The sequence below is a fragment of the Kitasatospora sp. NPDC040550 genome (assembly GCF_055594965.1).
This window is the reverse complement of the sequence record NZ_JBVIWC010000003.1, coordinates 244,139-256,320: the sequence shown is the minus strand read 5'-3', so window position 1 is coordinate 256,320 and position 12,182 is coordinate 244,139. Positions and strand designations below refer to the sequence as shown.

Genomic DNA, 12,182 nt, shown 5'->3' with positions numbered 1-12,182 from the left:
GGAAGATCTGTTGGAGAACGCCGGGACGACGACAAGGCCCCGCTCCGGGGAGCGGGGCCTTGCGCGGCGGCCGACGGGGGCCGGCCGGTCACGGGCGACCGATGACGGTCAGTCGGCGACGGGGTGGGAGTGGGCGCCGCCGGTGAGCGCCTGCGCCTGGGCGCGCAGGGCGTCGAGCTGCTCCTGGAGGCCCGCGGGTGCGGAACCGGGGAGCTGCCGGGACGGGCTCGCGGCGGCGCCCGGGACGGTGGGCAGCGTCGGCACGCTCGGGAGTTGGCCGAGCAGGCCCTGCAACGTGGCGAGGAGCTGCTGGACGAGACCTCCGACGTCGGGGACGGCCGAGGTCACCGTCGAGAGCAGGCCGGTGACCAGCTTGACGACGTCGCCGAGCGCGCCAAGGGCCGCGCTCGGGTCCGGCGTGGCCGGGACGGCGGGGAGCGCCGGGAGCGCCGGGGTTCCGGGCACGGCGGGGGCGCCCGGCACGGCGGGAGTGTCCGGCACGGCAGGGGCATCGGGGACCGCAGGGGCGTCCGGCACGGCAGGGGTGTCGGGGACCGTGGGCGGGTCGACGACCGGGAGGGTGGTCGGCGGTGCCGGGACGGTCACCGGGGCGACCGGGACGACGGGGGCGGAAACGGTGGTGCGGGGGGCCGCGGCTCCGTGGCCGGCGGCGGTGGCGGACGCCGTGGCGACCATGGTCAGCGCGAGGGCTGCGGTCAGCGCGGCGGCCATCCGGGTGGCACGCATGGGTACTGCTTCCTCTCGGTGCGAGTCAGGCGAGATCGCCTGACTCACACCGTGCGGTCGCCGTCCGGACCCGGCCACCGCGGGTACGCCGAACGGCGGCGCGTCGAACGCCGGCCCACCGACCGGGCCGCGGTACGACGCGCCGTACGACAGCTCAGCCCCCCGCCCACTCCGCGGTGCTGCGGTGCGCCCCCAGCCCGACCGAGTCGAACTCGTCCGCCCGACCCGGTTCGACGCACCCGCCGAGCCACCGCAGGGCACGCGAGATCGGGGTGCCCTCGGCCGGCGCGGGCTCGAACTCGCCGCTGGCGAGCGGGCCCAGGACGATCCGGCCGTCGAACCAGACGGCGGCGCGCTGGGTCCCACCGCCACCGAAGTACTCGGCCTCGACGCAGGCGATCGGACCGGCCTTGGACCAGGCGGCGAGCCGGAGTTCGAACCCGTCGGAGTGCCCGCCGAATCCCGCCCCGCCGACGGACTTGGCCACCGCGGCGTCGCCCTGGAGCGCGGACAGCACGGCGGGGGTGACCGGGATGAGCGCCAGCCCCTGGGCCAGCGGCACCACCCGGGCCGCCGGCACCTCCGCCGCCGCCACCGTCAGCAGCTCCAACATGCCGATCAGCGCTTGGAGTTCATACGACATGCCGGACATGCTGTCCCACCGCACCGACAGTCGGCCCGGAATTTATCGTTCCGTGCCCGCGCGGAGACCGTAGAGCAGGGTGAAGAGGGTCACGTCCACGGCGTCATCGGCCGTACTCGGACCTTCTTCGGACAAGCCGTCGAAGATCTCGGCCAGTTGGGCGCGGAGCCGGGTCAGCCGGTCGGGGTCGAGCCGGAGGGTGAAGTGCGCGAACAGCCCGGCCGACGGGCCCGAACCGCCCTGCGGGCGGCTGAAATCCAGCCGCCCGTCGGCCACATGGGCGCGGAACTCGCCGCGGACCCGGTCGATCGCGGCCAGCATGGCGTCGTACGCCTCGGAGCGGGCCGGGGAGTCGGCGGTGAACATCTCCGGGGCGAGCCGGATGGAGTCCTGGGCGACCCGGTAGCGGCTCTCCACGATGCCGGAGACCAGTCGGGTACCGGCCACCAGGACCAGCCCGGCCTTCTCCAACTGCTTGATGTGCCGGTAGAGCTTGGTCTGCGGCTCGCCGAGCTCGGCGGCGAGTTCCTTGGCGGTCAGCGGACGGTCCTCGGCGGTCTTCAACGCGCCGAGGATGGCGAGGCGCAGCGGGTCGGCCAACGCCTTGAGCACCGCGACGTCGCCCACCTGGCGCTCCTTGACCCAGGTGGTGGGCTGCTGCTGCTCGTCCCCGTCGGCGGGTTCCCGTTCGTGCTCGGCCACGGGGCCACCCTCGCAGATCGGCCGCTCCGGACGCAATCACGCCCCGGTGAGCGCTCACCCTTGCGCAATTGCTCACACTCGCGCCATCATTCACGATAGCGTGAACGGTGTCGGAGAACGCGAACGATGGGGGTCGGTCCATGACGGAGCACACCACGGCGACGGCCGAGCGGACGGCGGACGGGCAGACGACGGACGGGCCGACGACGGACGGCCAGGCGGCGGAGCGGCAGGCGGCGGAGCGCCAGGCGGCGGCCGAACGGGCAGTGGCCGCAGCGGTACGGGCGGCGCCCGGACCGGCGGACCCGCCGCCGCCCGTACCGCTGCGGCGCAACCTGCGGTTCCAGGCCCTGTGGGCCGGCACCTCCTGCGCGACCCTCGGCCTGATGATCGGCGAGACCGCCTTCCCCCTGCTGGTCCTCGCCCTCACCGGCTCGTCGACCGCCGCCGGGGCCTTCGGCGCCGTCCAGATGGCCGCCACCCTGCTGCTCGGCGTGCACGGCGGCTCGGTCGCCGACCGGTGGGACCGCCGCCGGGTGCTGGTCGCCTCCGACGCCGTCCGGCTGCTGGCCCTGCTCAGCGTCCCGGCGGCCCTGGCGCTCGACCGGCTGACCCTGGTCCACCTGCTGGTGGTCGCCGCACTGGTGGGCGCGACGATCGCCTACAGCGGCCCGGTCCGGCTGCTGGCCCTGCGCTCGGTGGTCGCGCCGGAGCAGCTGTCACAGGCGCTCGCCCAGGACGAGGCCCGGATGAGCGGCGCCGCGCTGGCCGGCCCGCCACTGGCCGGCTTCCTGTTCGGACTCGGCCGCTCGGTGCCCTTCCTCGGCGCCGCGTTCGCCTCGCTGGTCGCGCTGATCACCGCCCTGCTGGTGCGCTTCCCCGCCGGACCGGCGGCCGCGGCCGGGCAGCCGGGCCGGGCGGCGAAGCCGGAGCAGGAGGAGCAGGAGGAGGGCGGCGCGCTGGCCGGCTTCCGTCTCCTCGCCGCCTCCCCGCTGCTGCGCCCCGCGCTGGCCGTCCTGCTGGTGATCAACCTGACCGGGGCGGCACTGCTGCTGCCGGTCATGGTGCTGCTGCGCGAACACGGCACCAGCAGCGGCGGGATCGGCCTGGCGCTGGCCGGCGAGGCGGTCGGGGCGCTGGCCGGGGCGACCCTGGTCTCCCGGCTGCACCGGCTGGCCGGCCCCGGCGTGCTGCTGCTCGCGGTGGCCTGGATCGCCGTGCCGGTCCCGCTGGCGCCGCTGCTGCCCGGCGGTGCGGTCACCGTGTTCGCCGCGCTGTTCCTGGTCGGTGCGGGCGTCCCGGCCCTGCGGGTGATGCTCGACCTGCTGGTCTTCCGTCAGGTGCCCGACCGGCTCCGCGGCCGGGTGATCGCCGCGACCATGACGCTGCTCACCGCCGGGATGCCGGCCGGCTCCTTCGCCGCCGGCCTGCTGCTGGACCGCTTCTCCCCCGCCGTCACGCTCGTCGCGATCGCCGCCCTGCTCGCCGCCGCCCTGCTGCCCGCCACCGCGAGCCGCACCCTGCGCCGCGCCGTCTGGCCGACCGCCGCGCCGGTGTCGGCCCAGGGCTGAGCACGGGTCACCCGCACGGCCGCCCGCCGCATGCGACGGGCGCGGCAACCGGGTGAACTGACCGGGTACGGCCCGCCTCCGGGGCCCCTTCCCCGGCGCCCCCGCTCCCCCGAGCAGCCGACCGGGGCCGTACCGGAGGAGGACCGATGAGTGCCACGGACGCGCCCCCGCCCGGCCCCGGGGGCGAGGCCGGCCCCGCCACCCGGGAGCGCGGCGGCTCGGTGGCCGGCCGACTGGCCGCCGCCCCGCGGATGTCCTGGATCACCCTCGCCCTGATGACCACCAGCTCGGTCGCCAGCCTGCGCTCCGCCCCGACCATGGCGGTGTACGGGCTGGCCTGCGTCTTCCTCTACCTCGTCCCCGCGGTGGTGTTCCTGCTGCCGACCGCGCTGGTCTCCGCCGAACTGGCCTCCGGCTGGGAGGGCGGCGTCTACCGCTGGGTCTCGGAGGGCCTGTCGAAGCCGCTGGGCTTCCTGGCCGTCTGGTGCCAGTTCGCGATGACGATCTTCTACTACCCGTCGCTGCTGGCCTACGTGGCCTCGACCATCGCCTACGTGGTGAACCCCCGGCTGGCCAGCAACGGCCCGTACACCGCGGTCGTGATCATGGTGCTGTACTGGACCGGCGTCTGGGTCTCCTCGCGCGGGACGAAGGCGGTCGCCGGACTGTCCTCGATGGGCCTGGTGATCGGCACCCTGATCCCCGGCACCCTGCTGGTCGTGCTCGGCTTCGTCTTCCTCGGCGAGGGCAACGCCTCCGCCGCCCCGATGGACACCGCGCACCTGTTCCCGCAGTGGACCGGGCTGGCCAGCCTGGTGCTGATCGTCAACAACTTCCTCAGCTACTCCGGCATGGAGATGAACGCGGTGCACGTCTCCTCGCTGCGCGACCCGGCCAGGGAGTTCCCGCGGTCGATGTTCACCGCCTCCGCGATGGTGCTGGCGATCTTCATCCTGCCGGCGCTGGCGATCAGTTGGGTGGTGCCGTCCAGCGAACTGAGCCTCACCGCAGGGGTGATGCAGGCCTTCGACGCCTTCTTCCAGTACTTCGGCATCGGCTGGCTCACCCCGGTCATCGCGGTGGCCCTGATCGCCGCCTCGCTCGGCGGCATGCTGACCTGGCTGGCCGGGCCCTCCAAGGGACTGCTGCTGATCTCCCGCCAGGAGGGCTACCTGCCACCGTTCCTGCAGAAGCTCAACCGCGAGGGCGTCCAGCAGAACCTGCTGGTCACCCAGGGCGTGGTCACCACCGCCATCGCCCTGTTGTACGCACTGATCCCGAACGTCTCCAGCGCCTACTGGATCTTCTCGGTGATCACCACCCAGGTGTACCTGATCGTCTACCTGCTGATGTTCAGCGCCGCGATCCGGCTGCGCCGCACCCAGCCGGACCATCCGCGCGGCTACCGGGCCCCGGCCCTGGTACCGATCTGCGTGATCGGCCTGCTCGCCTCGGCCGCCGCGATGGGCATCGGCTTCGTACCGTCCTCGCAGTTCGGCAGCGGCAGCGTCTGGTCGTACATCGGGATCGTCGGCGGCGGCCTGCTGCTGCTCGGGCTGGTCATCCCCTTCCTCTTCCTGCGGCTGCGCAGGCCGAGTTGGCGCTCGCCCGAGGCGGCGGCCGAGCTGGCCGCCCAGGAGGCGCAGGAACTGCGCCGGACCGAAGGAGGAGCGACCTCATGACCACCGGACCGATGGCCTCCCGGCACCGCTGGATCTACCTCGGCTCGATCGCGCTGCTGGTCGCGATGCTGGTCACCGGCCTGCTGTCGTTCACCCGGCTGCACGCCACCGACCTGGCGAACGAGAAGGCCAAACAGCTTGCCACCAGACTGGGTTCGGCCGGCTACCCGGTGCCCTCCCAGGACCAGATCACCCACACCCTCGGCGAGGACGGCGGCGCGGTCTGCGCCGACCCGGCGAACGCGCTCAACCAGGCGCAGTGGACGTACGGGATGTCCAACGGCGCGGGCGGGCCGGGCCAGCGCCCGGTGCTGTCCGACCGGGAGGTGGTCAAGGCCGAGGCGATCGTGCTCTCGGTGTACTGCCCGGACCGGCTCGCCGCCATCCAGGACAAGATCGACGACCTCGACCTGCGCGACACCGTGCGCAAGTAGGAGCCTCAGATGACCGACGAACTCGCCCGGCGGATCGACGAGTTGATGCCCCAGGCGCGGGCCGACCTGGCCGAGCTGGTGGCCATCCCGTCCGTCGCCGACCCCCGGCAGTACCCGCCGGAGAAGTGCCGGGAGGCCGCCGAGTGGGTCGCCGCCGCCTTCACCGGGGTCGGGCTGCGCGACGTCCACCTGGAGGAGACCCCGGACGGCAGCCACGCCGTGGTCGGCCACCGCCCGCCCCCGCCCGGCGCCCCGACCGTCCTGCTGTACAGCCACTACGACGTCCAGCCCCCGCTGGACGAGGCCGCCTGGACCTCCCCGCCGTTCCGGCTCACCGAGCGCGACGGCCGCTGGTACGGGCGCGGCGCCGCCGACTGCAAGGGCAACATCGTCATGCACCTCACCGCGCTGCGGGCGCTCGGCGAGGACGTCCCGGTCGGCCTCAAGCTGGTGGTCGAGGGCTCCGAGGAGCAGGGCACCGGCGGCCTGGAGCAGTACGTGCCCCCGCACGCCGGGGAGTTGCACGCGGACGCCCTGCTGATCTGCGACACCGGCAACGCCGCCGTCGGCGTGCCCACCGCCACCACCTCGCTGCGCGGGGTGGTCACTGTGGTGGTCGGCGTCGAGGCGCTCACCGGCGACGTGCACTCCGGCATGTTCGGCGGCCCCGCCCCGGACGCCCTGGCCGCACTGATCCGGATGCTGGACTCGCTGCGCGACGCCGACGGCGGCACCCGGATCGAGGGCCTGGACTGCACCGGCACCTGGAGCGGCGTCGGCTACGACGAGGGCGCCTTCCGGACCGACGCCGGGGTGCTGGACGGCGTCCGGCTGACCGGCTCCGGCACCGTCGCCGACCGGCTCTGGGCCCGCCCCGCCGTCACCGTCCTCGGCATCGACTGCCCGCCCGTGGTCGGCTCCGCGGCCGCCGTCCCGGCCGCCGCCCGGGCCCGGGTCAGCCTGCGGGTGCCGCCCGGCACCGACGCCCGCGCCGCCCAGGACGCCCTGGTCGCCCACCTGGAGGCGGCCGCGCCCTGGGGCGTCCGGGTCACGGCGGAGCGGGAGAGCGCCGGCGCGCCGTTCCGGGCCGACACCGGCGGGCCCGCGTACGCCGCGCTCGACAAGGCCGCGCAGGAGGTCTACGGCAAGCCGCTGTCCTTCCTCGGCCAGGGCGGCTCGATCCCGCTGTGCAACGTCCTGGCCACCACCTTTCCGGCGGCGGAGCTGGTGCTGATGGGCGTCGAGGAGCCGCGCTGCCTGATCCACGCGCCGAACGAGAGCGTCGACCCGGAGGAGATCCGGCGGATGGCCCACGTCGAGGCGCTGTTCCTCCGGCACTTCGCCAACAGCCGCTGACCGTGGCGCAGTCGGGCGGAGTCGGCCACCATCGAAGGACCCGCCATCGCAGGACCCGGCATCGCAGGACCCGCCATCGCAGGACCCGCGTCGAAGGACTCCGGACCAACCGCCCCCACCCGGCCCCGAGGAGGAGCAACCGTGCCCCGTCCGTTCACCACCGAGGACCACGCCGCCCGGATGGCCCGGGCCACCGCCGAGGCGACGGCCGCCGGGCTGGCCGGCCTGGTGGTCGCCCCCGGCCCCGACCTGAGCTACCTGTGCGGCTACCGGCCCACCGCCGTCACCGAGCGGCTCACCGCCCTCGTCCTCGTCCCCGGCCGCCGCCCCGCGCTGATCGTCCCCCGGCTGGAGCGCCCGGACGCCGAGAAGGCGCTCGGCGCCCCGGCCGTCGAGCTGCTCGACTGGTCCGACGGCGAGGACCCGTACGCCACCGCCCGACCGCTGTTCGAGCCGGCCGGGCGCTACGGCATCTCCGACAACGCCTGGGCGATGCACCTGCTCGGCCTCCAATCCGCCCTGCCCGGCAGCGGTTTCACCTCGCTCACCGAGGCGCTGCCGATGCTGCGCGCGGTCAAGGACGCCGAGGAGCTGGAGCGCCTGGCCGCGGCCGGCGGCGCCGCGGACGCCGCCTACCGGGGCATCCTGGAGGTCGAATTCGCCGGCCGCCGGGAGAGCGACGTCGCCGCCGACCTCGGCGCGCTGCTGATCCAGTACGGCCACAGCCAGGTCGACTTCACGGTGGTCGGCTCCGGCCCGAACGGCGCCGACCCGCACCACGAGGCCGGGGACCGGATCATCCGCACCGGTGACACCGTGGTGCTGGACTTCGGCGGCCTCAAGGACGGCTACGGCTCCGACACCACCCGCACCGTGCACGTCGGCCCGGACGTCCCGGACGAGGTGCGGCAGGTGCACGACCTGGTCCGGCTCGCCCAGCAGACCGCCTTCGAGGCGGTCCGGCCCGGGGTGAGCTGCCAGGAGATCGACCGGATCGCCCGACGGGTGATCACCGAGGGCGGCTACGGCGAGCACTTCATCCACCGCACCGGCCACGGCATCGGGATCACCACCCACGAACCGCCGTACCTGGTCGAGGGCGAGGAACGGCCGCTGGTGCCCGGCATGTGCTTCTCGATCGAGCCCGGCGTCTACCTGCCCGGCCGGTTCGGGGTGCGGATCGAGGACATCGTCACGGTGACGGCCAACGGCGGACGACGCTTCAACAACACCCCGCATGAGCTCGGCGCCGTCGCCTGACCGGGGCGGCGAGGCCGCTCCGACGGACCGTTCGCCCGAATCACGGGACTTTCGTCCGACGAGATTTGACCCAACCGTGCGATTTTCTTACGAGCCGGTCATAGTTCGCCCAGAGTCCTCCAAGCTTGCGTTGCTAGTTTCGCTGAACATGACGAAGCTGCTGAGCCCGGCCCCGCCGACCCCGGTGCGGGCCGGACGTCTGCGTCCCGTGACCGAACGCGACCGCCGGACCGGCCTGGCCAGACTGCGGCTGCTGGCCTGGCCGGCCTACCTCACCGCCTTCGTCTGGTTCCTGGCCACCCAGGGCATGGCCTTCGCCAACGACGTGGTCTTCCTCTGGCTGATCGGCGCCCTGCTCACCGCCGCCGTGCACAGCGGGCACGGCACCCGCGGCTTCCTGCTGGTGCTGCGCGACTGGGTCCCGGTGATGGCCGTGGTCTGGGCCTACTCGCTGCTGCGCGGCTACGGCGCCCACACCCCCTGGGCCCCGCACTGGCTGCCCCAGCTGCGCTTCGACGAGGTGCTCGGCTTCGGGGAGACCTGGACCGTACGGCTCCAGCACGCGCTCTACACCCCCGGCTCACCGCACTGGTACGACTACGCGGCGACGACCGTCTACCTCTCGCACTTCCTCGTCGTCTTCGTCCTGCTCGCCGTCCTGTGGCGGCGCTCCCACCAGCGCTTCCGTCAACTCCTCGGCTGCTACTTCACGCTGACCTTCGCCGGCTTCGCCACCTACCTGCTATACCCGGCCGACCCGCCGTGGCTGGTCGGCCAGCAGGGCAACATGCCCGAACTGCACCGGGTGGTCTGGGAGACCATCTCCACCATGGGCCTGCCGCAGGCCGACTCGCTGCTGGAGAACGGCAGCCAGTTCGCCAACGACGTCGCCGCGATGCCCTCGCTGCACTCCGCCTACCCGGCGATGCTGCTGTTCCTGTTCTGGCCCACCGCCCGGCCCTGGCTGCGCGCCCTGCTGGTCGCCTATCCGCTCGCCATGGCGTTCACCCTGGTCTACGGCGCCGAGCACTTCATCATCGACATCCTGGCCGGCTGGACGTACGCCGCCGTGGTGGTGTTCGGCCTGCGGTGGCTGCGCGACCGCCGCACCGCACGGGCGGCGACGGCCAGGGCAGAATCGGCCGGGTGCACTCCCATTCCGTGAGGGAAACCCCGACACCGATGAAGCCGACCCCCGAACAGCTGCGGGCCGCCCAGGACACCACCATCCCGGACGTCACCGGGCCCGGGCTGCGGGTGCTGTTCTGCGGCATCAACCCGGGCCTGTGGTCCGGGGCCACCGGCCACCACTTCGCCCGCCCGGGCAACCGCTTCTGGCCCGCCCTGCACCGCTCCGGCTTCACCGAACGCCAGTACCGCCCGGACGAGCAGGGCGAACTGCCCGCCCTCGGCCTCGGCATCACCAACGTCGCCCCGCGCACCACCGCCAAGGCGGACGAGCTCACCGCCGAGGAACTGCGCGCGGGCGGCGCGGCGCTGCGCGAGCGGGTGCTACGACTGCGGCCGCGCGTCCTCGCGGTGCTCGGCATCGGCGCCTACCGGACGGCCTTCGGGCAGCGCCGGGCCGCGATCGGGCGCCAGCCGGAGGGCATCGGCGACACCGAGGTGTGGGTGCTACCCAACCCCAGCGGCCTCAACGCCCACTACACCCTGGACGCGCTGGCGGCCGAGTTCCGCACGCTCCGGGAGAGCCTCGACGGCTGACCGGCCGGCCTGGTCAGGCCGCCGTCAGGCCGCCGTCAGCCCGGCCGGCAGCGGCAGCTCGCGCAGTTCGCGGATCAGCGCCCGGACGGCCGCCGTCCCGGCCAGCTCGGGAGTGGTGACGTACCCGACGAAGCGGCTGGGCGGCCGCGGGCCGAGGTCGGTGACGGCCAGCCCGGGCGGCGCGCCGAGCAGTGCCGTCCACGGCATCACCGCCATGCCGAGGCCCTGGGCGACCAGCGAGAGCGCCACCGTGTCGTCCTCCGCGTCGACGGTCGCGGGCGGCAGCCAGTCCTGCCGCCGCCACCAGTCCCTGGTGTACGAGCCGCAGTTCTCCGCCCAGTCCACCAGCGGCAGCCGGCGGGGCTCCGGGTGGCCCTGCGGGTGGGCGAGGGCGTACGACTCCCGGTACAGCCGCACCGCGACCAGTCCGGGCACGGCCGGCGGACCGCCCGCGTCCAGGGTGGCCAGTCCGAGGTCGGCGCGCCCGTCCGCGACCTCCCCGGCGGTGCCCCGGCCGAGCTCCCGGACGATCCGCACCCGCGGGGTGAGCCCCGGGTGCTCGGCGGCGAGCCGGGCCAGGACGGGCGGCAGCAGGTGGGCGGCGGCGCTGCGGAAGGCCGCGATCCGCACCGTACCGGTCAGCGGCCCCGCCGGGCCCGCGCCCGCGCTCCGCACCTCGGGGCCCATCACCGCCAGCAGCCGCAGGATCCGGCGGGCGTAGCCGACCGCCCGCGTGCCGGCCTCGGTGGGGCGCGCGCCGTGGCGCCCGCGGTCGAAGAGCACCGCGCCGAGCTTCCGTTCGCAGGCGCGCACGGCGTGCGAGACGGCGGACTGGGTGGTCTCCAGGCGCGCGGCGGCCGCCGTGAAGCTCCGCTCCTCGTCGACGGCGACCAGGACGCGCAGCTCGTGCGGGGCGAGTTCGGTCATGCGGTGAACCTACCGTCCATCGAATCCGCTCATGGAAGGAGCCGATCCATCGCCGCCGGCCCCTGCCCGGCCGCTCCCCCGCTTCCTACGGTGATCACGTCCCCGCCGACCTCCCCCGTACGGAGCACCGCCGATGTCCCGCCCCACCGCCCGCGCCGTCCACCTGGTCTCCCGCCCCTCCGGCGCGCCGAGCGCCGACGACTTCGCCTTCGTCGACGTGACCCTCCCGGCGCTCACCGCCGGCGAGGCCCTGGTCGAGAACCTCTACCAGTCCGTCGACCCGTACATGCGCGAGGAGATGGACGAGGGCGGCTGGCAGCTGCACGCCCCGCTGGAGGGCCGCACCCTCGGCCGGGTGGTGGAGTCCCGGGCCGACGCACTGCCGGTCGGCGCCCTGGTCTTCCACCGGCAGGCCTGGCGCACCCACTCGGTGGTGACCGCCGACCGTGCCAACCTGCTGCCCGACTTCGCGGGTGTCCCGCTCAGCGCCCACCTCTCGATCCTCGGCGGCACCGGGCTGTCCGCCTGGGTCGGCCTGACCAGGATCGCCCGGCTGCAGCCCGGCGAGACCCTGTTCGTCTCGGCCGCGGCCGGCGGCGTCGGCACCGCCGCCGGCCGGATCGCCCGACTGCTCGGCGCCGGCCGGATCATCGGCAGTGCCGGTTCGGCCGCGAAGGTCGCCCACCTCACCGAGCACCTCGGCTTCGACGCCGCCTTCGACTACCACGACGGCCCGATCGCCGACCGGCTGCGCGAGGCCGCCCCGGACGGGCTGCACGTCTACCTGGACAACGTCGGCGGCGCCCACCTGGAGGGCGCGATCAGCGCGATGCGCGACCACGGCCGGATCGCCTGGTGCGGCGCCGTCGCCCAGTACAACAACCCGCTGGACCCGCCGCCCGCGCCGCGCAACCTCTACGACGTGGTCGGCCGGAGCCTGCGCCTGGAGGGCTTCCTGGTCCGCAACCACCTGGACGCCCGCCCGGAGCTGTACGACTTCGCCGTCCCGCACCTGCGCTCCGGCGCCCTCGTCCCGGACGAGACCGTCGTGGACGGCTTCGACCACGTGGTGGACGCCTTCCTGGGCATGCTGCGCGGTGCCAACACCGGCAAGATGATCGTCCGGATCTGACCC

General features: G+C 74.3%; 12 protein-coding genes. 8 read left to right on the top strand and 4 right to left on the bottom strand.

Annotated features, from left to right (window positions below; all coding sequences use genetic code 11):
• Positions 1 to 108: 108 nt before the first annotated feature.
• From ACZ58X_RS06435 to ACZ58X_RS06425, 3 genes are all read right to left on the bottom strand, one after another.
• A complete protein-coding gene (locus ACZ58X_RS06435) occupies positions 109 to 747 on the bottom strand; it encodes a hypothetical protein (RefSeq protein WP_470332549.1) in 639 nt (212 codons plus the stop codon).
• A gap of 154 nt (positions 748 to 901) precedes the next feature.
• A complete protein-coding gene (locus ACZ58X_RS06430; RefSeq protein ID WP_470332548.1) occupies positions 902 to 1,390 on the bottom strand; it encodes a hypothetical protein in 489 nt (162 codons plus the stop codon).
• Positions 1,391 to 1,432: 42 nt separating this feature from the next.
• The gene (locus tag ACZ58X_RS06425) at positions 1,433 to 2,092 is read right to left on the bottom strand and encodes an ArsR/SmtB family transcription factor (RefSeq protein ID WP_470332547.1); all 660 of its coding nucleotides are present in this window, start codon (positions 2,090 to 2,092) and stop codon (positions 1,433 to 1,435) included.
• Between the two features lie 140 nt (positions 2,093 to 2,232).
• On the opposite strand from ACZ58X_RS06425, the gene ACZ58X_RS06420 reads away from it, so the two are divergent.
• The 7 genes from ACZ58X_RS06420 to mug all read left to right on the top strand — a co-directional run bounded on the left by ACZ58X_RS06420 (position 2,233) and on the right by mug (position 10,120).
• Positions 2,233 to 3,663: an MFS transporter gene (locus ACZ58X_RS06420; RefSeq protein WP_470332546.1), complete on the top strand. Its 1,431-nt coding sequence runs from the start codon at positions 2,233 to 2,235 to the stop codon at positions 3,661 to 3,663.
• A gap of 146 nt (positions 3,664 to 3,809) precedes the next feature.
• Positions 3,810 to 5,345, top strand: coding sequence for an APC family permease (locus tag ACZ58X_RS06415; RefSeq protein WP_470332545.1), 1,536 nt, complete (start codon positions 3,810 to 3,812; stop codon positions 5,343 to 5,345).
• The gene (locus ACZ58X_RS06410; RefSeq protein WP_470332544.1) at positions 5,342 to 5,779 is read left to right on the top strand and encodes a hypothetical protein; all 438 of its coding nucleotides are present in this window, start codon (positions 5,342 to 5,344) and stop codon (positions 5,777 to 5,779) included. The genes ACZ58X_RS06415 and ACZ58X_RS06410 overlap by 4 nt, the downstream gene beginning before the upstream one ends.
• 9 nt (positions 5,780 to 5,788) lie before the next feature.
• Positions 5,789 to 7,135, top strand: coding sequence for a M20/M25/M40 family metallo-hydrolase (locus tag ACZ58X_RS06405; protein ID WP_470332543.1), 1,347 nt, complete (start codon positions 5,789 to 5,791; stop codon positions 7,133 to 7,135).
• Between the two features lie 180 nt (positions 7,136 to 7,315).
• Complete coding sequence (locus ACZ58X_RS06400) at positions 7,316 to 8,395, top strand: aminopeptidase P family protein (RefSeq protein WP_470332743.1); 1,080 nt, start codon at positions 7,316 to 7,318, stop codon at positions 8,393 to 8,395.
• A gap of 148 nt (positions 8,396 to 8,543) precedes the next feature.
• Positions 8,544 to 9,560 (top strand): phosphatase PAP2 family protein, encoded by a 1,017-nt coding sequence (locus ACZ58X_RS06395; protein WP_470332542.1) that lies wholly within the window; start codon positions 8,544 to 8,546, stop codon positions 9,558 to 9,560.
• A gap of 17 nt (positions 9,561 to 9,577) precedes the next feature.
• On the top strand, positions 9,578 to 10,120 hold the full coding sequence (gene mug / locus ACZ58X_RS06390) for a G/U mismatch-specific DNA glycosylase (protein WP_470332541.1): 543 nt from the start codon (positions 9,578 to 9,580) through the stop codon (positions 10,118 to 10,120).
• 24 nt (positions 10,121 to 10,144) lie between these two features.
• Here mug and ACZ58X_RS06385 read toward each other — a convergent pair whose 3' ends face one another.
• Positions 10,145 to 11,047: a LysR family transcriptional regulator gene (locus ACZ58X_RS06385; RefSeq protein ID WP_470332540.1), complete on the bottom strand. Its 903-nt coding sequence runs from the start codon at positions 11,045 to 11,047 to the stop codon at positions 10,145 to 10,147.
• Between the two features lie 133 nt (positions 11,048 to 11,180).
• Between ACZ58X_RS06385 and ACZ58X_RS06380 the strand changes: the two genes are divergently transcribed.
• The gene (locus ACZ58X_RS06380; protein ID WP_470332539.1) at positions 11,181 to 12,179 is read left to right on the top strand and encodes an NADP-dependent oxidoreductase; all 999 of its coding nucleotides are present in this window, start codon (positions 11,181 to 11,183) and stop codon (positions 12,177 to 12,179) included.
• Positions 12,180 to 12,182 lie beyond the last annotated feature (3 nt).

What these genes read in the sequence shown, in the direction of transcription:
- ACZ58X_RS06420 (WP_470332546.1), top strand. Translation starts at nt 2,233, where the DNA reads ATGACGGAGCACACCACGGCGACGGCCGAGCGGACGGCGGACGGGCAG.
- ACZ58X_RS06415 (WP_470332545.1), top strand. Translation starts at nt 3,810, where the DNA reads ATGAGTGCCACGGACGCGCCCCCGCCCGGCCCCGGGGGCGAGGCCGGC.
- ACZ58X_RS06395 (WP_470332542.1), top strand. Translation starts at nt 8,544, where the DNA reads ATGACGAAGCTGCTGAGCCCGGCCCCGCCGACCCCGGTGCGGGCCGGA.
- ACZ58X_RS06380 (WP_470332539.1), top strand. Translation starts at nt 11,181, where the DNA reads ATGTCCCGCCCCACCGCCCGCGCCGTCCACCTGGTCTCCCGCCCCTCC.
- ACZ58X_RS06430 (WP_470332548.1), bottom strand. Translation starts at nt 1,390, where the DNA reads ATGTCGTATGAACTCCAAGCGCTGATCGGCATGTTGGAGCTGCTGACG.
- ACZ58X_RS06400 (WP_470332743.1), top strand. Translation starts at nt 7,316, where the DNA reads ATGGCCCGGGCCACCGCCGAGGCGACGGCCGCCGGGCTGGCCGGCCTG.
- ACZ58X_RS06410 (WP_470332544.1), top strand. Translation starts at nt 5,342, where the DNA reads ATGACCACCGGACCGATGGCCTCCCGGCACCGCTGGATCTACCTCGGC.
- ACZ58X_RS06405 (WP_470332543.1), top strand. Translation starts at nt 5,789, where the DNA reads ATGACCGACGAACTCGCCCGGCGGATCGACGAGTTGATGCCCCAGGCG.
- mug (WP_470332541.1), top strand. Translation starts at nt 9,578, where the DNA reads ATGAAGCCGACCCCCGAACAGCTGCGGGCCGCCCAGGACACCACCATC.
- ACZ58X_RS06435 (WP_470332549.1), bottom strand. Translation starts at nt 747, where the DNA reads ATGCGTGCCACCCGGATGGCCGCCGCGCTGACCGCAGCCCTCGCGCTG.
- ACZ58X_RS06385 (WP_470332540.1), bottom strand. Translation starts at nt 11,047, where the DNA reads ATGACCGAACTCGCCCCGCACGAGCTGCGCGTCCTGGTCGCCGTCGAC.